At 44.4% G+C, this 25,500-nt stretch carries 18 protein-coding genes; 11 read left to right on the plus strand and 7 right to left on the minus strand.

Annotated elements, in window-relative coordinates; all coding sequences use genetic code 11:
* The first annotated feature begins 60 nt into the window (after positions 1–60).
* Complete coding sequence (locus V144x_RS00380) at positions 61–3,873, plus strand: hypothetical protein (RefSeq protein ID WP_144979702.1); 3,813 nt, start codon at positions 61–63, stop codon at positions 3,871–3,873.
* Positions 3,874–3,987: 114 nt separating this feature from the next.
* On the plus strand, positions 3,988–4,470 hold the full coding sequence (locus tag V144x_RS00385; RefSeq protein WP_144979705.1) for a transposase: 483 nt from the start codon (positions 3,988–3,990) through the stop codon (positions 4,468–4,470).
* A 159-nt stretch (positions 4,471–4,629) separates the two neighbouring features.
* Here the strand turns inward: V144x_RS00385 and V144x_RS00390 are convergent, their stop codons facing one another.
* From V144x_RS00390 to V144x_RS00410, 5 genes are all read right to left on the minus strand, one after another.
* Positions 4,630–5,919 carry a polysaccharide pyruvyl transferase family protein gene (locus tag V144x_RS00390; RefSeq protein WP_197998698.1) on the minus strand — a complete coding sequence of 430 codons (1,290 nt, stop codon included), beginning with the start codon at positions 5,917–5,919 and terminating at the stop codon, positions 4,630–4,632.
* Between the two features lie 643 nt (positions 5,920–6,562).
* Complete coding sequence (locus V144x_RS00395; protein WP_144979711.1) at positions 6,563–9,637, minus strand: sigma 54-interacting transcriptional regulator; 3,075 nt, start codon at positions 9,635–9,637, stop codon at positions 6,563–6,565.
* 686 nt (positions 9,638–10,323) lie between these two features.
* On the minus strand, positions 10,324–11,085 hold the full coding sequence (locus V144x_RS00400; protein WP_144979714.1) for a class I SAM-dependent methyltransferase: 762 nt from the start codon (positions 11,083–11,085) through the stop codon (positions 10,324–10,326).
* A 90-nt stretch (positions 11,086–11,175) separates the two neighbouring features.
* Positions 11,176–12,300: an alpha/beta hydrolase gene (locus V144x_RS00405; RefSeq protein ID WP_197998699.1), complete on the minus strand. Its 1,125-nt coding sequence runs from the start codon at positions 12,298–12,300 to the stop codon at positions 11,176–11,178.
* 212 nt (positions 12,301–12,512) lie between these two features.
* Positions 12,513–13,277 carry a CPBP family intramembrane glutamic endopeptidase gene (locus tag V144x_RS00410; RefSeq protein WP_197998700.1) on the minus strand — a complete coding sequence of 255 codons (765 nt, stop codon included), beginning with the start codon at positions 13,275–13,277 and terminating at the stop codon, positions 12,513–12,515.
* A 237-nt stretch (positions 13,278–13,514) separates the two neighbouring features.
* On the opposite strand from V144x_RS00410, the gene trpC reads away from it, so the two are divergent.
* The 9 genes from trpC (at position 13,515) to V144x_RS00455 (ending at position 24,297) form a co-directional block, all read left to right on the plus strand.
* Positions 13,515–14,303: an indole-3-glycerol phosphate synthase TrpC gene (gene trpC, locus V144x_RS00415; RefSeq protein WP_144979722.1), complete on the plus strand. Its 789-nt coding sequence runs from the start codon at positions 13,515–13,517 to the stop codon at positions 14,301–14,303.
* 57 nt (positions 14,304–14,360) lie between these two features.
* Positions 14,361–14,972: a phosphoesterase gene (locus V144x_RS00420; RefSeq protein WP_144979725.1), complete on the plus strand. Its 612-nt coding sequence runs from the start codon at positions 14,361–14,363 to the stop codon at positions 14,970–14,972.
* A gap of 180 nt (positions 14,973–15,152) precedes the next feature.
* On the plus strand, positions 15,153–15,818 hold the full coding sequence (locus tag V144x_RS00425) for a type III secretion system chaperone (protein WP_144979728.1): 666 nt from the start codon (positions 15,153–15,155) through the stop codon (positions 15,816–15,818).
* Between the two features lie 214 nt (positions 15,819–16,032).
* Positions 16,033–17,046 (plus strand): zinc-dependent alcohol dehydrogenase family protein, encoded by a 1,014-nt coding sequence (locus V144x_RS00430; RefSeq protein WP_144979731.1) that lies wholly within the window; start codon positions 16,033–16,035, stop codon positions 17,044–17,046.
* Positions 17,047–17,101: 55 nt separating this feature from the next.
* Complete coding sequence (locus V144x_RS00435; protein WP_144979733.1) at positions 17,102–18,250, plus strand: proton-conducting transporter transmembrane domain-containing protein; 1,149 nt, start codon at positions 17,102–17,104, stop codon at positions 18,248–18,250.
* An 822-nt stretch (positions 18,251–19,072) separates the two neighbouring features.
* Positions 19,073–20,164 (plus strand): sugar kinase, encoded by a 1,092-nt coding sequence (locus V144x_RS00440; protein ID WP_144979736.1) that lies wholly within the window; start codon positions 19,073–19,075, stop codon positions 20,162–20,164.
* A gap of 92 nt (positions 20,165–20,256) precedes the next feature.
* Positions 20,257–21,642, plus strand: a complete 1,386-nt coding sequence (locus V144x_RS00445) for a sigma 54-interacting transcriptional regulator (RefSeq protein ID WP_144979739.1) — start codon at positions 20,257–20,259, stop codon at positions 21,640–21,642.
* Between the two features lie 174 nt (positions 21,643–21,816).
* Positions 21,817–22,527: a lysophospholipid acyltransferase family protein gene (locus V144x_RS00450; RefSeq protein WP_144979742.1), complete on the plus strand. Its 711-nt coding sequence runs from the start codon at positions 21,817–21,819 to the stop codon at positions 22,525–22,527.
* A gap of 159 nt (positions 22,528–22,686) precedes the next feature.
* Positions 22,687–24,297 carry an NAD(P)/FAD-dependent oxidoreductase gene (locus V144x_RS00455; RefSeq protein WP_144979745.1) on the plus strand — a complete coding sequence of 537 codons (1,611 nt, stop codon included), beginning with the start codon at positions 22,687–22,689 and terminating at the stop codon, positions 24,295–24,297.
* A 15-nt stretch (positions 24,298–24,312) separates the two neighbouring features.
* Here the strand turns inward: V144x_RS00455 and V144x_RS00460 are convergent, their stop codons facing one another.
* Positions 24,313–24,612 carry a hypothetical protein gene (locus V144x_RS00460; RefSeq protein WP_144979748.1) on the minus strand — a complete coding sequence of 100 codons (300 nt, stop codon included), beginning with the start codon at positions 24,610–24,612 and terminating at the stop codon, positions 24,313–24,315.
* Between the two features lie 157 nt (positions 24,613–24,769).
* On the minus strand, positions 24,770–25,438 hold the full coding sequence (locus V144x_RS00465; RefSeq protein WP_144979751.1) for a nucleoside/nucleotide kinase family protein: 669 nt from the start codon (positions 25,436–25,438) through the stop codon (positions 24,770–24,772).
* Positions 25,439–25,500: the final 62 nt, after the last annotated feature.

Genomic DNA, 25,500 nt, shown 5'->3' on the forward strand with positions numbered 1-25,500 from the left:
TCCTGCACAAAGGAATTGAAACCGGAGAATTAAAACCGGAAATTGAAAACAGGATTTGCTATGGCCCAGTCAAACACAACTAAGCAGCAAGCTTCCCCCAAAAATGAAAAGGCGCAGCGAGGCTCGTCAGGCCGTATTCTATTTGTCCTGTTTCTCGGTCTGTGTGTGTTGATCTGGTTCGCCCCTCTGATTGTTTCGCGCACCTCACTCAAAAATTCGATTCTGCCGCGGATTCTCAAACGCTATCCTGGAGAGATCAGTACAGGAGAAGTCTCTCTAGGCTGGACGCAACCTGCTATCTTTCAAAATGTGGCCTTACAGGATTTTGAAGGTCGGGACATTGCGCGAATTCGTCAAATCAAAACACAAAAAACACTTTGGGATCTTGCCCTGGACCGTAAGCATGTTGGCGAGATTGACATTGAGGGCGTAACCAGTCTGACTTATGTCGACGATCAGGGGATTGCCAATCGTGACTTGCTCACCGCGATTCTGAATAAAGGAACGAAAGAGCACCCTGAAGGCGAACCGGGACAGGAAGACTCAACATCAGCGGGTAATCAACAATCATTGAAACTGCGTCTGACCGATCTGGATCTGATTGTCGTCAAGCCAGATTCAGAGGAAGTCCCTTATCTCACAGGGATGGAAGTTACAGTCACCAAACCTGAGCTCCGCACAGAACCGGTTTTGGTAGAAGGAAACTGGGATCAACCGTCTGCCGAAAATAAAGAGCTGAAAAATCCTGCAGAGATTGCTTTCATAGTCAGCTTCGTTAACGCGGGTGAGGTTGACCAGTCACGGTCAGGATCATTGAAGTTCAAAACACGATTTTTTGACCTGAATCATTTAACGCCACTCGTAAGTGCTCTCTCACCAGGAGCAAAGATTAACGGCATTTCAAACTCCAATCTGCAGGTGAAATGGTCGGGAACAAAAGAAGAACCCCGGTTCGCTGTGAAAGGGGACTGGGAAGCGGCTCCCTTCCAATTCAGTGCCCCCGAGTGGATTGGTGATGATGAAATCGATACCGAATACGCCAAAGGAAATATCGACGCGTTAGCTGCAAACGGCGTATTGCATTTCAAAGACGCCCACGCGCATTCTCAGTTAGGGGATCTGACATTAAAAGGCAGTCTGAACTGGGCCGACCTGCAAAACGAAAGCAAGCGAGAGAAACTGGCGGGGTTCCTCAATTCGCGCATGAAGTTCTCCGGCAATCTGGATCTGGCAGAAGCAGCGCGGCAGTTACCACAAACGATCCATTTAAAACCGGGAATGGAGATTACATCGGGTACCATCGACTTTGAAATCTCCAACCACGACCCAGATCAAGCTGAAAAGACAGCGGAAACCATCTGGATGGTCGGACTGAAGACATCCGATTTAACGGGCCGAAATCAGGGACGTGAAATTCGCTGGGAACAGCCGATGTCATTGTTGATGCAGATTGCGAAGGAACCGGAGTCCTATGAAATTCAATCCTTACGATGTCAGTCAGACTTTTTGAAATTATCCGGAACGGGGAATGCCAATCATCTGGCAATCAATCTGGAAGCGAATCTGGATCAGCTCTCCCGTCATCTCGATCAGTTTTTCGATCTGCAGGCCGTTTCCTTGCAAGGAAAAATGAATGGGGAAATTGGGTTTGAGATTAAGGATCAGGCATGGGAAACGCGATCTTATTTAAACTTCGACAATCTGCAGATGGCATTACCAGACCGGCGTGATTGGCGGGAACCCAATCTCAAACTGACCGTAGAGGGAGCGGGTAAGAACGACCCTGAACAAATTCACGTCGATCGTTTCATCGTCACTTTGATTGCTGCTGAAGATGCTTTCCAGGCGAAACTGGAACAGCCTACGACAATCAACAGAAATCGGGAAGCTTCCATTGAAGAACAATTGCTGCCGTTCAAAATTCAATTGAAGGGCAAACTTGCTTCCTGGGCAGATCGTGTACGTCCTTTATCAAAACAAGATCTGCAACTCGGCGGTGAAGTTCAATTTGCCTCTTCAGTTTCAATCAGCGACCAATATATCGTTCACGAAGATACGAACATCAATCTCACAGACGCCCGTATTTATACTCCTACCCTCTGGATTGATGAACCACGGGCCGCAATTACAACCTCGGGTAGCTGGAATCGATTACAACGAACACTCAAGGCATCTTTGTTTTCTTATCGTAGTACGACGATTAATGTGAATGGAAAAGAACTGGAAGTCCAATTACCGAATGCAGAAATCGAAACACCTTCGTTCATGGGCTCCCTTGCGTTTAATGGTAATTTACATCAAATTTCCCAATGGTTTCAAAATCCTGCTGAGCCTCCGGCTCAGAAATATTATGGTGCTCTTACCGGTCAGGCAAATGTGGTCGTCACCGAAGAGGCACGCCTGGCAAACTGGCGCACCACTATCTCCGACTTTGCCATCGAAGCACCGGCTAAAGAAAATTCGAATCCACAGAAAAAAGTGGTTCTCAGCCAGCGCAATCCGGGTTGGGCCATCAGTTGGCAGGAACCGGAAGTGCGCATTGAGGGCGACACGCTGCAGGATCTGAAATCAGACACGCTCACGTTGAATCAGATGTCGGTGCAATCAGAAATGTTAGATCTGGCAGCAAAAGGTGAAATTCGAGAATTCTCGACTCGAAAACAAGTTCGTCTTACAGGTGAAGTTACTTATGACTGGCAAAATTTAACCCCGCTCCTACGCAGCAAATTAGGACCCGATGTCGATATCGTCGGCCGTGAAACTCGACCGTTTACTTTAAACGGGCCTTTGGGAAGTTCTGAGTCTGATCAGCTGCGAAATGTTTCTTTCAATGTACGACCGCGGCCTTTACTGCCTGACACACGACCGTTATTTACTCCGACAGACCAGTACAACGATCTGAGAGGGGAAGCCGGTATCGGCTGGGACAAAGCGAATATTCGTGGTCTCACCAGTGGAAAAACCAATATCGAAGCCCGTATTGAAAATGGTCAAATCCGATTTTCACCTCTTAACATGCAAGTGAGTGGTGGACAATTCACGCTGGCTCCCGTGATACGCCTGGATGTCAAACCTGCAGCGCTCGTACTCGAACGAGGAGCCGTCATTCAGAATTTTCAATTCACGCCTGAGATGACTCGCAATTCCCTACGCTTCGTCGCACCGATGCTGGCCAATAGCACGAGTATCCAAGGACAGTTTTCCCTGAATCAGGACTTCGCCATCATTCCAATCAACAACCCTTCAGAAGGAGAAGCCAGAGGCACATTCATCGTAAAGTCAGCTCGTGTACGACCAGGCCCACTGCTTGATGAGCTCTCGGAGAAGATCACTCAGATTCTTGCCATTGTCAAACTCAATCGACCTGGAGGTATTCTCGCCCCGGATTCGGTACTGGTCCAGGTTGACAATCAAGTGGTTCAATATCACATGGTTGAAGGTCGCGTTTATCATTCCCCATTCGAAGTTCATATGAAAGGTGTGACTGTCAAGACGACTGGTTCGGTGGGACTGGATGAATCGCTCGACTTGATTGCCGAAGTTGGATTTACAAATCTGCTTAGAGAAGACAGTGGAAAACCAGTCCTCAAATCGCTTCTCGGTCGCCCTTTACGATTGCCCATTAAAGGGACTTTGAAGAAGCCGAAGATCGATATGCGTCAGGTCGGTAACTATGCCAAACAGATGGGTGTGAATGCGCTCGATGCTGTTTTAGGAAGCGGATTTGGACAACAGCTTCAAGGTCTGTTTCCCGAACGAACGCCGGAAGAAATGGAGCGAATTCAAAAAGAACGCGAAGCGCGCAAAAAAGAACGGGATAAACGTCGCGAACTAAAACGACTGGAACGCCTCAAACGCAAACAGGGCTTATGATTCCCTCTGATTCACACAATATCTAAGCGGTATGGCGCTAGCCACCGGTTACAAATATGATTCGCAACACCGGCGGCTAGCGCCGTACCGCTCACGTATTTGGTAGTGAGTTGAATGATGAATGGCCCATTCACGTATTTCATTACATGGACTACCTACGGGACATGGCTTCCCGGGGATCAACGTGGATGGAGAAAAACGAGTAAAGGCAATCAACAACCTCAGCCTTTGCTTGAAGAATGGAGTCGAAATCAAATGAACGAACCACCCGTTCTATTGAATCAACTCCAGCGTAACAAAGTAGAAACTGTTTGTTATGAACATGCCCAAATTCGTGGCTGGCTGGTACATGCTATCAATGTACGTTCCAATCATATTCATGTAGTTGTTACTGCTAATTTGCCACCGAAAAAAATTCGTGATCAATTCAAGGCAAATGCAACACGTGTCTTACGTCAACATCCGGACCCTATAAAAAGTGGAAAAGTATGGACGCGAGGAGGAGACATTCAGATTGTAGATGCAGGAGAAAACAGCCTGGAACGTGTAATAGCCTACATCGATGAAGCACAAGACCGAAAAAATCGAGACAAATGAGTGTCAGGGTGATTGCCTCGTAAATTTGATAAGCCAGTATCTAAGCGGCACGGCGCTAGCCGCCGGTGTTGTGGTTTTGGATCCTGGTTGTGACCGGTGGCTAGCGCCGTACTGCTCAAAGTGATAAAAAAGTTTCTAGAACGATTGCACGTCTCTTTTTTACCGAGTCAGCACCTCGTTCAGTTCGCCCATCATTTCTTTCGAGCGGGTATTGACTGTGTGCATGGCTCGATTGACTTTGGATTTTGCCAGTTTTGGTTTGGCGTCGATTTTTAACAGCGCTGTTGTGAATTGTGACGCGGGGTCAGCGTCGATATCGAATAACCATTCGGAGAGGCCGATGTCGCGAAACATCCAACGTTTCAGGCCGTGGCGGGGGCTGGCCAGATGCATTGTCGGTGTGCCCATGGCGAGGGCTATGATGCAGGAATGAGGTTCCATCGAGACGACGGCGATGGCCTGGGAATAAACTGAGGCGGCTTCGTCAACATTCCAGAAAGGATCGCGGTTGACAACATATGGCTTCACGTCTTCGGGAAGTTTGTCCAGAATCATCGTTTTGGCATGGATGATTTCTTTATTGACTTCAGGGGCCAGAAGTACTTTCTTACCGCTCTTGCGAACCCAGTCGGTGATGAGTTCACGCAGCTTTTTTGTCCAGAGTTCATTCTGAGCGAGGTCTGCTTTGCTCGGTTTGGTGGGGTTCATCACAGTTCCCTTCTTCGCCCCAATTTTGGGCGTATTGCTGCGGAGAGTGACAGTGATGAATTCTTTGGGAGCCAGGTCGTGGGCTTTGAGGTAGGCGTTGGCTTTTTCATCGTCGCGGACATCAATGCCAAAACAGCCGTCCGGCCCGAACGCAAGCGATGGGGATGTGACACCAATTTTACGAAGGTAATAGAACGATTCCACATCGCGAGTATAGATTGCCGCGGCGCGGGATAGAAGCTTACTCATTTCGTCTTCCTGTTCGGGAGCAAAGCCATCGAAGGATTGACCGTACAGACAGAATGGCTTGTTCGTCGCGGTGCAGGCTTCAATCACATAGGTCGGGGGTTTCCAGAATTGGTTGAAGTGCATGCCGGAATTGTAGAGAAAGAGGTCGCTTTCATCGAAGGCTTTCTGAAATTCCGGATTGTTGGCTTTGCCGCGTGAGTTGAGTCTGCCTTGTACGATTTGCACATTAGGAAAACGTTTCTGGAGCATGGCAGTGACATCGTCAGTTGTCTTATGTAACCAGAGAATGACTTTGACGTCTGGCAAATATGTTTCCAGGTAACGGAGTGTGCCGGGTGTGTGCCCGATATCTCCGATGTTGACAGTTTGCCATCCGGAGCGGATCAGAATGGTTTTTTGTTTGGGTTCGGCTGCCTGGGTTGATGAGAACGATAGCAGGAGTGCGAACAGAGTATAAAAGAGACGACGATGGATTGCAGTCAGGTCAAACACGGGAAGGATACTCCAGGTGGGACATCTTTGGTGAAGAACTTTGAAGTCAGCGTATATAATTATCATATCTGGTATGTTGACCTGTGAAAAATCATTCTCACTTTTTTAAGTTTGTTTTTTAGGAGATAAACGCTACCTGAATTATTGGATTGCGTGTTGCATGTTCATCTCAGCAGACTTAGTTATATGGCATACAATATCTCTGAGTTTGTACGGAGATTTTTTCATACTAATTGGGTAATACGGGATCGCAGGGTATGAATATTCTACTACTTCTTTACTTGTTCCAGATTGGCTTACCCCATGATGCTAATCGGCGTGAGGCAGTCAAGCGGTCTTCAAATGACTTTTGCGCATTATTGTCTCGAAGATGGTATTTGCGTGACGAGACATGTATTAAAACGATGCAAATCAAAGGGTGAAAAGTAGTGCTCAAGGAGAATCAATGTCAGCAGCGATGTGTGAAATACGGTTATTTCGCTTGATTTTTGTAGTGCAAAAATCAACAGGGGGTCGATGAGTTCAGATAATAAAAAAATGCCCTCGCGCGCGCGACGCAGATCTCAGAGTTTTGCGAAGTGCGACAGGCAGTCTAGTTCATTTTATTCATTGATGAGAAAAGTATCGTAATGAAGATGTAGAACTAACTGATGCCATATTTTTTGAGCTTGCTGAAATAAGTACTGCGCGGCATACCCAGCATGCGGGCAGCCTGTGCTTTGTTGCCTCGACATTCTGATAATGCCATTCTCAATTTTTCAGGTTCGGTTAGGTTGTCATCAAGCTGGTTTTGACTGCCGGGGAAGGTGATGACTTCCACGTCAGACAAGGGGAGTCGGCGCGTTGTTTCTGATACCACTGGTTTGGTTTCGATGACGCGGGTTGGTAACCGTTTTTTCCCTTCTATTAAATCTGCGGGCAAGTCTTTGAGCGTGATGACTTCTTCTTCAGCAAGAACGACAGCACGCTCGATGACATTTTCCAACTGACGAATATTTCCAGGCCAGTGGGCACGTTCGAGGACTTCAATGGCGTCAGGATCGATGTGAGTAATCCGTTTGCCGATACGATGTGCAGTGCGTTGGAGAAAGTAAAACGCGAGTTCAAAAATATCTTCACGTCGTTCCCTTAAAGGGGGAAGCGTGATACTGATGACGTTGAGACGATAATACAAATCTTCTCTAAACAAGCCGTCAGTAATTCGTTTTTCCAGATTTTGGTGAGTTGCGGTAATGAGACGAACATCTACGTGGATTGTTTCCGATCCACCAACTCGTTCGAATGCACGTTCCTGCAACACACGTAAGAGTTTGACCTGGGTATCGAGTGAAATATCACCAATCTCATCAAGGAACAGCGTCCCTCCATGCGCCATTTCAAAGCGACCGATTCGATCTTCGTGTGCGCCGGTAAAAGCACCTTTTTTATGCCCGAATAATTCACTTTCTAACAAACTGGGAGAAAGTGCGGCACAATTAACCCGCACAAGCGGGCTTTCGCGCCTGCCACTATTTTCATGAACGGCTTGTGCCAGGAGTTCCTTACCGGTTCCACTTTCGCCTCGGATGAAAACCGTTGATTCAGAATTAGCCACTTTGCGGACGGTTTCCATGACCGCGCGAATGGCCGGACTGTTGCCTTTAATCAGCCCACGCTGGATATCGTGAGTCGTAGCGCTACGCTCGGAAATCTCTTGTGAATTGGTTAACTCGGATTGCAAGATCGATACGAGCCTGCGTTGATCATCAATCTTTTCGACTTTGATTCTCATTTCTTCATTAAGACGTCGCAAGTCTTGATGGATTTTTGTGCTGTGTAGCGCGATGCTGGTTATCTGCCCCATGGCATTTAGAAATGTCAGGTCTTCAGCAGAGTAGGGACTACCTGATACTCGTTGGCCCAGCGCTACGAATCCGGCAAATTCTCCATCTAACTCAAGATTGTATATGAAATCAAAGCCCAGCAAACGCAACAAATGTTGCGCTGGAGAGACTTCTTTTAAAAGACCAGTTGCGATGCGCTGGAAAGCGAGTTCGCCCTCCAGAGCTTCCAACAGCTCAGAATTACAGGGGACCGATGAAGGTGCATTTTCGATTTGAAAACCGGTCAGTAACTCGAACTGTGTACGATCGGGGTTGAGTAAATAAATGGCAGCGTTTTTTACCTGGAGCACTTCACGGCAGGAGGTGAGCATTCGATCGGCAATGGATCGTTGATCGCCTAGCCGTCCGACTGCGCGATTCATGCGTTTTAACGCTTTATCAAGCTGATATTTCTGTCGGAAGAAACGTCGGTCGATGAAACGTTGAATTCGGTCGCGAGACCATAACAATAGTGAAATGGCAAGTAACATCACCAGGAAAACAGACACAGCTTGATTCGTACTGGGGGCTCGATTCAATTGTGTGCCTAGAAGTGAACCGAGAGAGATCACAGTGGCGTAGACGATTGAGATACCCGCACTCACCACATAAAACAACATGCCCCGGCTGATAATCTGTTCGATCAACATGAGTCGATATCGAATGATTCCCACGACGAAGGCAACCATAAAGGAAACGCTTGCCAGAAACATCGGAATTCCCGCACCACCCAAAGCAAATTGAGTGCGGTCAAATTCAGCCAGGTAAAGTGAATATCCTACGGGGATTGTTGAGATCAATCCGGCCAAGGCGATCCATTTCAACTGGTTCCGTTCGTAGGCATTTTGGCTTTTGAGATAACCATAAAATAATGCTGCAAGAGTGGCGAGGTAATAGAGCCCGGCGATACTGATATACGCATAAACGGTCCAACGCAGAACATAAACGACTTGAATCACATGTTGCGGATATTCGATGGGAGTCGATTCATTGTCGCCAATATTCGAAGTACTCCACAAATATGTCAGGCATCCTACGAGCAAGAGGGTTGTGGCAACCGGGATTGAATAAACAGTGCGGAGTAAACCGACAGGATGTTGTGCTAACCATGGGATCACACGGGGATATGTAATAAAAAAGTGAAGTGTAATTGCAGGGATCAAAACCGCTGCAATTACAAAAGGAACATTGAGAGCCAGAGTTCCAGCAATAATCCACCAGTTGTAACCTCCGATGAAGGCGACGAGTGTGGTGGTTCCCATGATAAAAAAGATACGTGTTGTTCGGTCAAAAGGGCGCATCCAAAATGCAAACGCACCAATTGCCAGAATCACAATTTCCAGCGAAAACCAAAGTAGTGAAATGGCAACATCCGCTGCAGGGATGGATTGGATTTTTATCCAGGCAGACTTGCCCAACTTCTGTTCGGTGCTCCAGTAGTCAATTTTGATATACCGGCCACTATCTTGAATTTCGACCATAAAAGGAACATCGAGTTCGGAAGGGTCTGAATTGGGTCGTAACTGACCGCCTGGAGGAAGGTCAATACTCCTTAGTTCGTTAAGTGTTTGCGAGAAATCAAGAAACGTACGGATAGGTTCATTACCGATTTTGGTAAGTATGTCTGTCGGTCTTGGAGCAGGTGCAGAACCGGTCTTTTCAATTCCCGGGGTCGCTTTGATTTCGATTCCTGCAGGAACGGATTGTCCTGGTCCAGCTTCGACACTATCCAACATGGCTCGCAGACGAAGATCAGGACTGGTGGTTACGAAGCCCAAAACGATCACGCTGTAGATGATGGCCAAAATACCGCATGTGAATAAAACAGCTCGTTCTAGAATCCCTTGTTTGTTCATTGCTCTTCATTCCAGAACCGAATTTCGCTGTCTCTAAACGAAATAACGGAAAGTGTTGAACTCCAGAACAGCGCCGATTTTTCGGCGCTGATACGCATTGGCTATCAACAATAGAGCATTTCGGCGCCGAAATTTCAAGTATGAGTATAAAAATCGTCGAAACCGAACACATCCTATATTATCTAAGTTCTTAAAAACAAAGATGAATCTGAGAGTTCAACGTTTTATCCAACATATTTGAACAAAAATTTGAAGATATGAGGGCAAGAGCTTAAAACGACAGGGATTGGCACAGAGTATGCTACAGCTATCTATAGAAAGTGTTATTTCAATCAAAAAACGGAGTTTACAGGTTCATTCAGAACCGTTGATTGTGAATGCTTTCTGAACCCAGCCTGGCCCTTAAAAAGGAATTTGGTCTGGACGGACATTCTCCAGATGGTCCCCCTGATTAGCTAGTTCTGACCCAGCCTGCTTATCAGTTTCTGTGAAGTGCATAAAATAATTTTTTTCCGTCCACAATTCACCGCCTTTTTAAGGGCTTTCTTTATGCGCTGAATTATTCCTGCGCGTGATTTTATAGATGGTTGCAAGTTCTCAACCTGGTGGAAATGTCCACTTGAGTTGAATGAGATCGTTCTTCTTTAAGGAGGACGAAGAGTCTTGAGGTCCCCAAACTCCATCACTTATTTAACATGGCCGAAATACAAAGTTGTTTTGTATTCGAACATGATTTTTCCTTCGGTTTGATTTTCCTCAAAAATTTCCTGCAGGCGTTTCATAATCTCTTCATAACCCGCTTCTCCGAGATTCGGGCAATAGGAAGAAGAGAGCAGACGTCCTTTGAGAGCAGGGAAATCGAAGATTTGGTGATTGGGAAATGTCCGATGTTCAATCGGATGTGGATCAAAGAACTGTTCAAGTTCAGCCAGGGTTATGTTTGTGTGGTTGATTTGCTGATAATCAGTAGCAAATTCAAGAAGCATCTTTTCGTATGCGATCAGAAAGGGAGTTGTGTCAACAAGCCTTTCGTTCCAGATTAATACGACCCAACCCTGGGGTTTGAGAATTCGTTGAAATTCCTGTTTTGTTCGATCATGTTGGAACCAATGAAACGCCTGGCCTGCGATGATGAAATCAATAATGTCAGCTGGCAAATGAGTTTGTTCTGCAGTTGCGTCGATGCTGTGAAATTGAGGATAGTCTTTTAAAAATGCTTCTGCCGCCGCTCGCATTTCTGCATTTGGTTCCACGCCATAGACGGTATTGTGATGGTCGAGAAAAAGCCTGGTTGAAATTCCGGTACCTGATCCGATGTCTGCAATCAGCGAATCTGGAGTGAGTCCACATTCTGTTTTTAACAGCTCCAGTACCTGTGGGGGATATCCAGGTCGATATTTGGTGTAATTTTCAACACGGTCAGAAAAGCGGGTTTTTGAGTCTTTCATGCCGTTACCCTGAGCGGAGAGAGGGGATGATACAAAATACTTGCGATAGTATAACGCCTGAGTTTTCAATCACACGAAAAATCGCTGTATTCAAAGGCTGGTTGAGCGGACTTTTTTGATTTCAGGTGGTTCTTTATCAAAGGTCCAGTAGTTCATACCAAGATAGCTTTTAGAAATGAGCCATTTTCGATTTGAGGCCGAAGTATCTTGTTTGATCAGTGAGAAGAGGTCGCTTAATACAGCGCGGTTACTGCCGTAATAGGAGTGACTCATAAAGCTGGTATCAACTGCAGAGACATCAATCGTTTCGATGCCATCCATAACGAGCGGCTCACGGGAATCTCCTGCCCTCCGCTCCTGGTTGACTGCTTTGGACGCTACCAGCGCGACATCCCCGGAGCCTGAATAGAGTGTGACACGGTTTGATTGCGCGATAATGGTAGGGGCCAGTTCTTTGAATTCAGAAACACCGACGTCAGGCGCGGCTAAGATTACATTTTGAAATGGTTTTATTTTTGTGAAGTGTTCTGGTAAACGGTTCAAGGCGCGCATCACAACACGGTTTCCCATACTGTGCACCATGAGATTGATTTTTGTTCCCGGTGGTACCGAATTCACTAATGATTCCAAAAAATGAGCCATCGGTTCAACGCTTGCGTTGGCGACCTCTCCGTCGAGTAGATATTTTTCTACCCCTCCCTGTGAAGGCCAACTGTAACAGATAATAGCGCCATTGAAGGGGAGATCATTGGCAATTTGAGCGGCACGCGTGATAGAACTTGAAAAGTTGACGTTAAATCCGTGGACGAACAGGAAGACATCTTTTTGGGGCGAACGTTCTATCAGCGTGTTTAAATTTTCAAAAAAAGGCGCTTCATTTGCGGGAGTTAATGAAGCGATTTCGACTTGCCCTTCCGGAGCAGGTGCTCCCTGCCATAATGTTTGAATGACTTTGGTTTTCAGGTCACTCTTATTCGTTCGAGATATTTGCACATGGCCTGTACCGTATGCCAACTCAGTCCCGTATTCATTTGCGTAACGTGTCATGCCTTCTGAATTTGTTTCGGGTAACCGATTTGTAGCATACAGGATTTTCCAGCTCGTAAATTCATCTGTTTTTTCCGCGGCGATTGGATCTTTGAGAGAATCAGCATAGGTTTCTACCAGTTGTTGGGACAAAGCCCCCGTTACTTTTCCGGTATAGATCAAATCCATTTTGGACCGCATTGTTTGACAGGAAAAGCAGAGACTTGCGCAGAGACAGAACAATACCACCAAACTTATAGGGGAAGGTTTCATTTCAAATGTCTTTGAAGGGCTGGGATAGGAAAGAGTTGAGAGAGTGAGGAAGAATAGCTGGTTTTCGAAATCAGGTGAACCCCAATGAAAAAAGTGGTCATTTGGCCATGTTTTTGTCTTAGGCGATGTTAGCTGGGACTTTGCTGATTTGCCAAAGCAAACGCAAGATTGATTCCATTAAATAGAGCATGCGTCATAACAATGGAAGCATAGCTCCGACGGTAATAAAAAAGTGTTCCCAGTATGAAAGCTAATGGAAATAAGGGTATGCAATCAGGGAAGCCATGTACAAAACTGAAGACCATTGAACTGATTGAGATGGCAACGATTGGATGTAGAAAATTTTCAAGCCAGCTTTGAAGGATGATGCGATAGATCAATTCCTCAAATAAAGGCGCTACGACAACGGCGGAGATAGAAATCCATGCGATGGTTGAAAATTCCGGGTGTTCTTTCAGCAGGAGTAAGAAGGGATGCATTGTCTCTTCCGTTCGAAATGAATGGGTCACCAGGAGAAGTGACATGACGGGTATCAATAATAGTAGAAACCCGATTGATCCATCGCGAAGCTGGCCCCTTTTATCATTCGCACGAAATCCTAATTTTTGCAGGGAGTGATGGTGGGATACTGCCAGAGTGCATAAGATTACCACCCCAAAGAAAAACGTGATCATGCAGGATGCAATGACCGTTTCCAGAGAAATGACGTTCGGTTTAATGCTTGTTGTCTGCCATTGACTCCATTCTCTGGTGATCGAATTGATAAACTGAAAGGAAATCCAGAGAAGTGCAAGCATAACCGGCAATGAGATTTCCAGTTGGCAACGATCTGGGTTTAACTGAAAAAGGGCCGTCACACTCTTTGCTCTCAAGAGCAGAAACCAGTAGCGCATGCTCAGCAACGTCAGTAGTAAAGTCAACAGGATTAGCGATGTAGAAATCAACCTGAGGAGCCTTAAATAACACATGAAAAACGGTTAAGGGACCATCGTCGTAATCGGAAACAAGAATTACAAGCCGAATCAGCATTGGTTTTGCCGACTCTGTGGTACTTCGTGTCTTTGGTGGTTATGCTACGTGTTAGATCATTGAGCTATTGAAACCGCTTTCTAAGGTACGAAATCACAGTCGTGGATAATATTCTCGAAGAAATTATTGCCACAAAACAGATAGAAGTCAGTCAGGCAAAAGCGAGACTGCCTTTCGAGCAATTGGCAGAGCAATTGACAGATGCGCCCTCCATACGGGATTTTGTGAACTCATTGAAAATACATGCTCCTGTGGGAATGATTGCGGAAGTAAAAAAGGCTTCCCCTTCAGCAGGTTTGATTCGCAAAGATTTTCATCCAGTGGACATAGCCCGGACCTATGAGGCATCGGGAGCTGCCTGTATCAGTGTGCTAACAGACGAACATTATTTTCAAGGCCATCTTGATTACTTGAAAGCAGTGCGCAGGGCTGTTTCGATTCCGGTGTTAAGAAAAGAATTTATCATTGATCGTTATCAGATTCTGGAAGCCCGGGTTGCAGGTGCTGACTCTGTTCTCCTGATTGCTGAATGTCTAGATGACAGCCAGTTGGAAGATTTGTATGCTTACGCGATGGAACTGGGGATGTCAGCTTTGGTGGAAATTTATGATCCACAGAATTTGGAACGAGTATTGAAATTGTCTCCTCCGATGTTGGGCATTAATAATCGTAATTTAAAGACGTTCGTCACAACGCTCGACCACTCGATTCAATTTAGTTCTGAAATCCCTCAAAATTGTTTACTTATTAGTGAAAGCGGAATCCAAAACCGGCAGGATGTTCTTCGCCTGCAAAATTCAGGAGTAGGAGGTATCCTGGTCGGAGAAACTCTCATGCGCGCTCCTGATATCGGAGAAAAAGTGAGCGAACTGCTCGGCACCAATGTCTAAATCAGCTTCATTTTCAGCAATTAATCAACCTGTCAACAAAGCATAGAAGGATCAGCCATGTCAAATACGGAACAACAAGTGGAGCACGTAATGGTCGTTCCCACACTTCTCTTCCATGAAGTTGGTTATTTTCAAGGGTTTAATGGTCAGGTGGATTCTTATCTCAAAACCTTATTCGATCCTACTTACATCAGTTTCAGACCTCGCGATACAGTTGAAGAAGACCCCAGTTTCAAACAGTTAATTCCGTACTGTATTTTTCGGCATGAAGGAGAGATCTTTTATTATACGCGTGGTTCCAAAGGAGGCGAACAACGGTTGCATGCTAAGCGTTCAATAGGAATTGGCGGGCATATTTCTTCAGAAGACGATGCGAAAGCGGGATCTACTTACCGAGAGGGGATGGAACGTGAGATTGATGAAGAAGTCGTAATGGAAACTGGATATACAGAACAGTGTGTAGGCCTGATTAATGACGATGAAACGGAGGTCGGAAAGGTCCACTTGGGAATAGTTCACATATTTGACCTAGAGTTGCCCAAAGTTCTACCCCGTGAAGAGTCGATTATAAAGACAGGGTTTGACTCACCGGAAAAATTGTTACAAGAGTTAGATCAGTTCGAAACATGGTCTCAGATCTGCCTCAAGGGGTTATTTGAGCCATCTTAACTCTTCTCGGCAAGAACTGCCGGTAGAAACGTAAATTTGACTCAACAGTGAAATCAACCATTGCAGGGCTGCTGTCTAATACGCGGTGCAGTCCAGTTTGCTCAACGAAGGAATGTGGGCAGATAGTGCGTATACAAATGTTATAATGAGACTTTCAAAGTGACAAAGGAGTGTCTTCAAATGAAAATCACGTTTCGTGGATGGATCGTCATTGGCTGTTTTATGGCTGTGTTATCAGTGATGGCAATCCTGGGAGCCGGAGTGCAAGCTCAGCAACCAGCATCAAAAAAAACAGCGATGACAACCAGCCAGAAAAACCCAGGACAAATCTCTGAAGCGCAGCTGGGAAATCTACTGAAAGCGATGGGTTTAAACACAACCAAGAAGAAAAAACGTTACGACTTTCAGTTCAAAGCAAATCAGAATAAGGAAGAGTGGGAACTCTCGATGTCTGCTGTTCTCAGTGAGAATGGCGAATGGGTTTGGGTGATGGCTTGGCTGGACCCACTTCCCAGAAGTGCAGCTGATGTGCCTCGTACGGCAATGCTGCGGTTGTTGTCTGATAATGACCGCATGGGGAATGGCAAATTTTTCGCTTACATTGCCAGCAATCGACGATTTGTTTTGCAGCGAGTGATTCCCAATCAGAATATGACAACGAAAAGATTCCATGGTATTCTGAGTGATTTGGGGAGCAGTGTAGTTCAGTATTACCCACACTGGTCAACCGATAACTGGAAACGTTCTTCTGCTCCACAGTCTCAAGGCACTGCTCAGAAGTCTGTGGTTCGTCCGACTCAGACGGCATCGGGGGCTTCTAATTTTACTCCAAAGAAGCAGAATTAACTTTATCTTTTTAGAGTCACTTAATTCGATTCGAATTTGATTTTGAAGAACAACTAACAATCCTTGCTACCTTGATGGCGGCAAGGATTGTTTTATATATAGCAGAACGAAAATTCTGCTTGAATGTTGTTTTCTGGGCTGCTTGCTTGTCCTGTCTACGACCTGCTAAACTCTCAGTTCAACGATGCCCTCCGAAAAGTGAAAGAGACAGTTTATGCGAGCGATTCGCTTTGAACAATTTGGTGAACCAGCTGAAGTTCTTAAAGTTTGTGAGGTTGAAGAACCAATTGCTCAGGAAGGAGAGGTCCTGGTTCGAATGTTGGCGAGTCCTTTGAATCCCTCTGATTTATTAAATATCAGAGGTGGTTACTCAACTCGACCTGACTTGCCTGCTACTCCAGGATTTGAAGGTGTTGGAATTGTAGAGGCGAGTGGGGGTGGCTTGCGCGGGACCCTTTTGAAAGGGCGGCGGGTGGTTGTGTTAAATCGAAAAACTGGTAACTGGGCTGATAAAATTGTGATATCTAATCAGTTCGTTATTCCTGTTTCTTCAAAATTATCATTGGAAGAATCCGCCACTTTCTTTGTTAATCCAGCAACGGCTTATATTTTAGTGAAGCAAATTCTTCGTATGCCGAAAAATCAATGGTTACTTCAAACGGCGGCAGCATCCGCAGTTGGCAAGATGGTCATTCGACTGGGAAATTATTATGGCTTCCAGACACTCAATGTGGTCAGGCGTCATGGACAGGCTGAGCAGTTGAAAAAGCTGGGAGCCAAACATGTGATTGTTTACAATTCAGAACATGACAACGAGCGTATATTAATAGATCAAATTCGTAAAACTCTGGGGAGCAGTGAAATTCACTTTGCCATCGATCCTATTGGAGGTCCGACGGCTTCATCTATTGTCAAGGTGCTCGGAGAGCGGTCGAAATTCGTTCTTTATGGTTCTTTGGGAAATGCACCTTTAGAATTTCTGTCACGGGAATTAATTAGAAATGGCGGGAGCATTGAAGGATTCTGGTTGGCCCGTCAGATGGAATTAATATCTTTACCAGCAAAAATAAAACTAGTTGCCAATCTGACCACACTGATTCGTAAAGGAGTGTTGTCTACAGAAATTGGAAATATATTCCCTCTTGAGCAAATCAGTCTGGCAGTTGAGGAAGCCGAGAAGACGGGAAAATCTGGAAAGGTATTACTTTCTATGCAACAGAAGACCTGAGTTTACTAAAAAAGAGTCTTAAAACATGGTTCTTGTTTGATTGTAGATTTTTCGAATGTTCAATAATCTTTTTTTTCTGGCCATCAGCTTTGAACTGAGTTTGTATCTTATTACGCTGTTTGCACTCAGTCGTATTCAAGTAGAGTCTCGAGAAGAAACAGTATTGCTACGTTTCAAATCTTCATTGCCTATGTCAGCAATTTTGTTCTCTGGCGTTATCTTGTTATCTGCCTCTATCGGATCAACTAACTTAAGTGTGATTCATGAATCACTGCAAAGAATGGGCCAGGAAAGTGATTTGTCATTGAATCTCTCCGCTCCGGCGCTAGGAATTTTTCTAATTATGACTGGTGCCGCTTTTCGAATGGGAACTGTTCCGACCAATTTTTGTGTGAGATTTATCCAAAAGGAGATGCCGTATTGGGTTTCAATTTTATCTGCTCTTGCTTTTATCTGTTTGGGGCTGATATTTTTAGTTCTGTTTGTCAATAAAATCACTGTAATTTCTTTCGTAGATGCAGAACAGATTCTGTCTTTACTTGCTTTAATTGTGCTTACTACAACAGCGGGGCTTTTGTTAATTGAGAAAGAACTGAAGGCCATTTTGGTTTTATTCATGATGCAATTCACTGGTGTTTTCCTTGCACAACTTTCATCAACTTGTTGGAAGTGGCGCCATGATTCAAGTGAATTCGAAGCGAGTTCTATTCTTGATGCTATAAAAGAGTTTTTTCCTGAATTGCTATTATCTTATCTGGCAATTTTGGGGCTGGCCTGCTTGCTGGATAGTTTGAGTGATCGTCAATCAGAAGTTAATTATCCGAATCAGATACAAGGCCTGATTGGTGATCAACGTTTTTTGGGAAGTGCAGCGATTTTTTTGTTAGCGATACTGATAGGATTTCCAGGTTTGTCTGTGTTTCGAATGCGATGGCAGACTTTAATTTCACTGTTTGAAATTCACCAGGAATCACCGGTGGGAATGATACCAACAGTGCATTTAGGATATCTGGGGCTAGGGACGGTGATCGTCATTTCATCAATGATAGTAAGTTTTGTCTGTGCTAAATTGATGATACAGATTTGCTTTGTAAAACCTTTGGCCCGCTACCGTCAAATTGCGCATAAAGGTATGGCATTGATATGTTTTTGTAGCGTGATCAGTCTGTTGATTTTGAATCTGAGGATGATCGTTAAGTTTTAAACAAGCTTCAAAAGAATAGAAAATTTTAAGAAGCTCTTTTGTCTTCCTGATAGACCTTATAGATAAAAACATGCTTACAGTGTGGGCAATCAACAGAACAACCAAGCCGTTTGGATTGATATTCCAGAGAAGCTTGCTGTCTGAACTGATTGATTCCGTATTTTGGTGTGATTTTCTTTTCACAGGCCGGACATATTACTGCGGATTCGTTATGAATCATCTGATTATTTCCCCATACATCGAATTTTGTACAAAAACCAAGCTCTGTACTCTATTATTCTCAGGTTTTAAAGTCAAAACGAATCTGATGCTTTATACGAAACAATCATACTTAGCAGTTAAACCCCTTCAAATATTCTCAGCTTAGTGAATGCTATTTTCAGATGGCTTGCTATGGTGTAAACTCGTACTCTGATGATGAATAAATACAGAGGGGCGGCAGTTCCATGCAGGCAACCCCGTTCAACTCCATCTCAGTCCCTGAACGGGCTAGACGAAACTGCCGCCACCTGTTTTAAATTATTCAATCATAGATAAATGATATGTTTATATAATACTATTTTAAAAAATGGGTATGACAACTGTTTGGCACACCACACAATTTTATCAAAAATAAATAAAGATTCAGGCCAGCATTTTATCGTATTTTTTAACTCACAGAAATAGCACACAACACCACGTCACTTATGACCACTGTTTCGCTTGAAACAGTAAATGCACTTACTACTTTTAGACAGATGCTGGAATGATTCAACAGACCAAGGTAAGCTAAATACAGAATTTTGTCCAATAATTTTTTCTGTATAGCAACGAAGGTTTAGTGTGAGAGTCGTTACTTTTGGTGAAGTCATGTTGAGACTGGCCCCTCAAAATTCTTTGCGAGTCAGGCAATCAATACCCGGTACTTTAGAATCTACATTCGGTGGTGGTGAACTCAATGTCGCTGTTTCTATTGCTCTTCAAGGAGGAAACTCAGCCTTTGTTACTGCTTCTCCTGATAACCTAATAACAGATTCGCTCGTTCAGGAAATGGGGAAAATAGGAGTAGACTGCAATCTGATCCACCGGAGTAAAACAGGTCGATTTGGTATTTACTTTGTCGAAACGGGGGCCAATCAGCGGGGAGGTACGGTAACTTATGATCGCGAGTTTAGTTCGATTGCTTTGGCCTCTCCTGAGACGTTTGACTGGGATCAAATATTCGAGGGAGCAACCTGGTTTCATATCACAGGGATTACCCCCGCAATTAGTGAATCTGCGGCACGCTTATCTCTGAAGGCTTTAGAGGCGGCTCGTCAGCGCAATGTGATGGTCTCTTGCGATTTAAATTTCCGAAAGAAACTCTGGAACTGGAAAGCAAATACCAAACCACAAGAGTTAGCGAGAGAGACGATGCATTCTCTGGTTCAATATGTCGATTTCATTATCGCCAATGAAGAAGATGCAGATTTGTCACTGGGCATCAGGGCGCCTGAGTCAGATGTCGAATCGGGAGAATTAAGTATTAAAGGTTATATTTCGGTTGCAAAACAAATCACCGAAAAATATCCCAATGTAAAACAGGTTGCAATCACATTGCGTGAAAGCATTTCAGCCAGTCATAATAACTGGGGAGCGATGTTATATAATCAGTCACAGCAGCAAGCTTACTTTGCTCCATGTGATGCACATGGGCAATATACCAGTTATCAAATTCATAACATCATCGATCGGGTTGGTGCCGGTGATTCCTTTGCAGGCGCTTTGATTTTTGCTCTGAATACACCAGAGCTTTCTTCTGCAGAGACTGCAATCCGTTATGCTGTTGCCGCCAGTTGCCTGAAGCATAGTATTCAGGGAGATTTTAACTATTCAACTCGTGCAGAAATTGAAGCACTGATGAATGGTAGTGGATCAGGCCGTGTTCAAAGATAGATGGCAGAAGTATTTTGAGTTGTGTTGGACGATTCTTTCAATGAAGTGTATTCCGTAGACAGATTGAGATCATACGGGAGGTGCTGATAAGTATGAAAAAAGGAACAGGACGCCATACTCGTCTGGAAACTCGTTTAAGTTCTCTCGATACGCCTTTGTTTCTGATTGATGCTTCACGAAAAGTTCTGTTCTTTAACCAGGGTTGTGAAAAAATATTGGAATGGTCAGCAGATGATATTATTGGACAGACTTGCGATTATGCGGTAGACACCGATCCCGATGAGTGCGAATCTGTTTGTAATTTGCTGTGCCCTCCTCCCGAAGTATTTCAGGGAAACAGGTCTGAAGTGCCCCGTTATCTACTAACGCATGGCGGCAAAACGTTGCCTTGTGTAATTCATTACAACCCCTTGCTTGATGAACATAGTCAAACGAAGCTGGTACTGGGAATCATAGACCAAATCGAAGAGCCTCATACTCTGCCGATTGCATCTCCATCTCAACAATTACATGCGGAATTAGCGGCGCTACGCCTGTCTTTAAGAAATCGGTTTCGTTTTTCGACGGTCGTTGCACAAAACGATGCCATGCAGCGTACTCTGCGGCAATTGGAACTGGCAATACACAGCAATCAACCAATCCATTTTTGCGGGGAGTCGGGTACCGGGAAAGAACACTTGGCGAGAGTCATTCATTTTGAAAGCGATCAAAGGAGAAAAATATTTATCCCTTTGGAATGCGATAAATTACCACCACGCGAATTGAAGCAAACGATAGGGAAAATTTTTGAAAGAGACTATGAAGAGACAATGCCCTTAGAACCAGGTGTGCTTTTTCTTTCTCATGTTGAGTCCCTGGCGCGAGACATTCAAGAATTGATATTATCAAAATTTCAATCGACAACTGTCAAAGACAACGTTCGGTTAGTAACTGCTAGTTCTTTTTCATTGTCTGAACTCTTAGATCAGGAATTGATCCTTCCTGAATTTTACTATTTAGTTACAACGATGGAGATCCATGTGCCTCCCTTACGAGAGAGAAAAGAAGATCTGGAACTCTTGGCGCAGCATTTCCTGGAAAATGAAAATCGATATCAAGAAAAACAGGTGAGCGGATTTGCTCCCGGGGTGCTGTCTTTATTTCATAATTACTTTTGGCCTGCGAATCTGGACGAGCTAACAAAGATCATTCAATCAGCATTCCAATCGACATCAGAAGTAGTGATTACCCAGGAATCGTTACCTTTGCGACTTAAAACGGGGATTGATGCTCGTCGGCTCGGGCCTTCTTTGTCACCCGTCATCAAATCACTGGAAGAGACTCTTCATCAGGTAGAAGTGGAGCATATTCTTCGGGCTTTGGAGCAATCTAAAAATAACCGAACTGAAGCGGCTAGACTACTTGGGTTAACCAGGGCAAAACTGTACCGTCGTATGGATGCACTAGACATTAGTTGTGGTGAGGAACTTCAGTCGTAGCTGTTTTCCCAGTTTTGTTAAATATAGGTAGTTTACGATAAATGGTGGCGATGAAAAAACTGACTTTCTGGGCTTGATTGCGTGTCTGAGAATTGGGATTTGCATAGATCAGAACATGACTACAATTCGCAGTTCTACAATGTTCAATAGCATACGCAGCACAGGAGTAATCGGTTGAAAATTCGGAGTCGAACTTTATTAAGCGTTCTCAATTCTTTTATTGTCATCATAATTCGATTGATCTTCAAGACCACGCGTCTTGAATTCGTCGGTGATAGTATTGATCGTTGTCCATTTGCTGATACAGGGAGCGACCGGTACTTATACAGCGTCTGGCACGACTCTGTCATTCCACCACTTTTTTGTGCTGTGGAACATAACAGTGTGGCGCTTATCAGTCAGCACCGTGATGCTGATACGATTGAAGCAATGTTGAAGGCCGCTGGAATGGGAGCAATCCGTGGCTCCACAACTCGGGGGGGAGCCAGTGCGATCAAAAAATTAATCAAGTTGGCAGAGGGGAAACATATTGTCATTACCCCTGATGGCCCACGAGGACCTCATCATAAGATGAAGCCTGGTATTATTTTTTTAGCGTCTCATTCAGGGCGATCAGTCATTCCGACTGCATTTACAGCGACACGCTATTGGAAATTCCAGGGAAGTTGGACAAGTATCTGGATTCCTAAACCATTTTCAAAAGTCTATTATCTTGTAGGACAACCCATCCCAGTTCCGCAAAACATTTCGCGTGAAGAGATGAACTACTACACAGAACTAGTTCAGACAAAAATGGAAGATCTGGAACGCGAACTAAATCAGCTTTTTTCAGACAAGAAAGATGATGAAGACTGCGAAACCGTTTCTTTCAAGAAAGCTGCCTGAGCCATTCTTTTTGGGGCAGCTTTTCTAAGTATTTTCTGCATTTATAACTGTTTCCGAGCATCAAAATTGCATTCGCTTACCTTAGCAGTATAACATTCGAATTGCTTGACATGATCTCGCGTCTTGCTTCCGCGTTTGTTTGATTCCGGTTTCAGTTCTATGTCACTTAAAGTAACTAATATTCGTTTGCCAGTAGAAATACCCGAAATAGAGCTTGCCACTCATGTTGCTCAAAAATTGGGGATCAATACTTCAGATGTCCAGAGCTACCGAATCATTAGAAAAAGCCTGGATGCGCGTTCGAGTCACGATTTGTGTTTCGTGTATTCTGCAGAAGTGAGTGTGCCAGACGAATTAGGAATACTCAGAAATCTTCGTGAAGATTCATCGATTCAAAAATATTCAGCAGTTGAATTTGATGATCCCCTCTGTGGCAAGCAGCCTTTTTCTGAACGGCCTGTTATTGTCGGTTCTGGTCCTGCCGGGTTACTTGCGGGATATTTTTTAGCTTTAAAGGGGTATCGCCCGTTAATTATTGAGCGTGGTTTTCCTGTCAAAGAACGTGTACCTGAAATCAGACGTTTTGATAAAGGGGGCGATTTTCAGAACGAAAATAACTACCTCTTTGGAGAAGGTGGGGCAGGTTGTTTCAGTGATGGCAAACTGACCTGTCGGCTTAGTGGGCCTGATGTCCAGTGGGTTCTCGAACGTTTTGTAGACTGTGGAGCGCGGTCTTCAATCATTTATGAACACCGCCCTCACTTAGGAAGTAATAAGCTTCCAATGATATGTCGAAACTTTCGTCGTAAAATAGACGAGATGGGAGGAGAGTTTCGATTTGAATGTCGTTTGGAAGGAGTCGATGTTGTTGATGGCCAAGTACAGGGGGTGATGACATCTTCAGGTTATCTTAAAACAGCTCATGTGATTTTAGGAATCGGCCATAGTGCCCGCGATACTTATCAGATGCTATACGATCTTGGAGTTCCCATGTTTCGTAAAGCATTTCAGTTGGGGCTCAGAATCGAACAGCCTCAAAATCAAGTAAATGAACACAAATACGGTCGCCAGGAGTACTTTTCACTTTTGGGGGCTGCTGACTATACGATGATTACGAAAGGAAAACGTGATCTTTATACTTTTTGCATGTGCGCTGGCGGAATTGTAATGCCCAGTGTTTCAGAACCAAATATGTTTTGTACAAATGGAATGAGTAATTCAAGGCATGATACCGGATATGCTAATAGTGGGATCATGACGACCATCTATCCCGAGGAATTCGGGAGCGACCATCCTCTGGCAGGTGTAGAACTCCAGAGAAAATATGAATCGATTGCTTTCGAGTTGGGAGAAAAAAATTATTTATGTCCCATTCAAAGTACGCGTGATTTTCTTAATCAGCGAAAAACAGAATCAGGTTTTCGATATCAGGGTACATATCAACGGGGAGTGGTCACTGCGAACTTGAATTCAGTACTACCCCCGATTGTGATTTCGCAAATTCAGAATGGATTGCCGATTATGGATCAGAAATGGCGTGGTGCATTTCTGAAAAATGCCGTTTTAGCTGGTCCTGAAATGCGCGGCAGTTCTCCTATTCGAATTGATCGTGACCGTCAGACGTATCAGGCTCCAGAGTTCCGAGGTTTATACCCTGTAGGCGAAGGGGCAGGATATGCCGGCGGTATTGTATCTGCGGCAGTCGATGGCCTTTTGAGTGCTAAAAAAATAGTGGAAGAGTTCGAGCCTTTGGAACTGAAAGCTTCATAATAATGGGGAAGAAACTTATTCGCCACTAATGATCTGGCTCACAGATTCATCAATGGCTTTCAGATATTCATCCAATTTTTCGAAAAGTTCTTGCGTAAAATTCTCGCTTTTCAATAAATCTGCAGCTTGATTGCGTACACTGACATCTTCCACGCGTCGTTTTTCTATCCCATCAGGCACAACCCGAACCAAGCGAATTAATTGCTCATTCATGGGTATAAATCCCAAATCCAAATGTTCGATTAGTTCAGAGGCAAGTCGCTCGGTATCAGAAAACATTTCTCTTAATGTGAGTTGCCCTGGAGCGCGTTTCACGATTCCTGTCTCCCTTCCAAAGATCAAAGAACATTGATATTAGACAGGCTAATCTAGCAGAGGGTCAAGAGTTTTTTTCATTCAGCTTTCATTAAGATTGAACCAAATTATTTTGTGTTCAAATAGGCGCTGAACAAAGATCTGAAAGTGCTCGTTTTCAGAGTAACGAAGAAACAAGAGACCAGATTTCGTCTCCTATCTCTTCAATGGATCGCAGTTGATTTTCATTCAAGCTATTAATTTTTCGCCAATGCTGATTTACTTCAGCCAGGTGCAGGTAGACCTGTCTGACGTTTGCTAAGTACGATTGATCAGCTTCCTGTAGGTCGGCGACTTTTTCGGTATAAGAGCGAGCCTGCTTTTCCGCTACGAGTTTTTGAGCGTAGTCTGCGGGCAAATCCAAAAGAATCGCCAAATCCAATCGAGGCAAACCAAAAATCTGATATTCGATTTGTTCAATCCATTGAATAAATTCGCTCCGCTCTTTGCCAGAGAGCTTTGCCCCCTGATGTGCGATATTAGAAGGTATGTAGCGGTCAAATATAACGACCTGCGTGGATTCAATCATTTTGAGAATATGGTCTCGAGATTCAAAACGATCTCCGGCATACAGCAGTGATGCAAGGAACGGATTAACTTCATCAAGTTCTCCGAAACGTCCATTTAAAAAATCTCCAATGGACTTACCAAATAGTGTTTGATCGTAGCGGGGAAAACCGACCAGGCTTGCAGCGATTCCTTCTTGCTTTAATTTTGCAAGCAGTCTCTCTGCCTGTGTTCCTTTGCCTGAACCATCAATGCCTTCTATCGCAATTAACAATGACACTCAAAATCTTTCTTTTTTATAATCGTTGATGGTTATTAAACAAACGGAATTCAATTTGATGG

This window comes from Gimesia aquarii, assembly GCF_007748195.1.
GTDB lineage: Bacteria > Planctomycetota > Planctomycetia > Planctomycetales > Planctomycetaceae > Gimesia > Gimesia aquarii.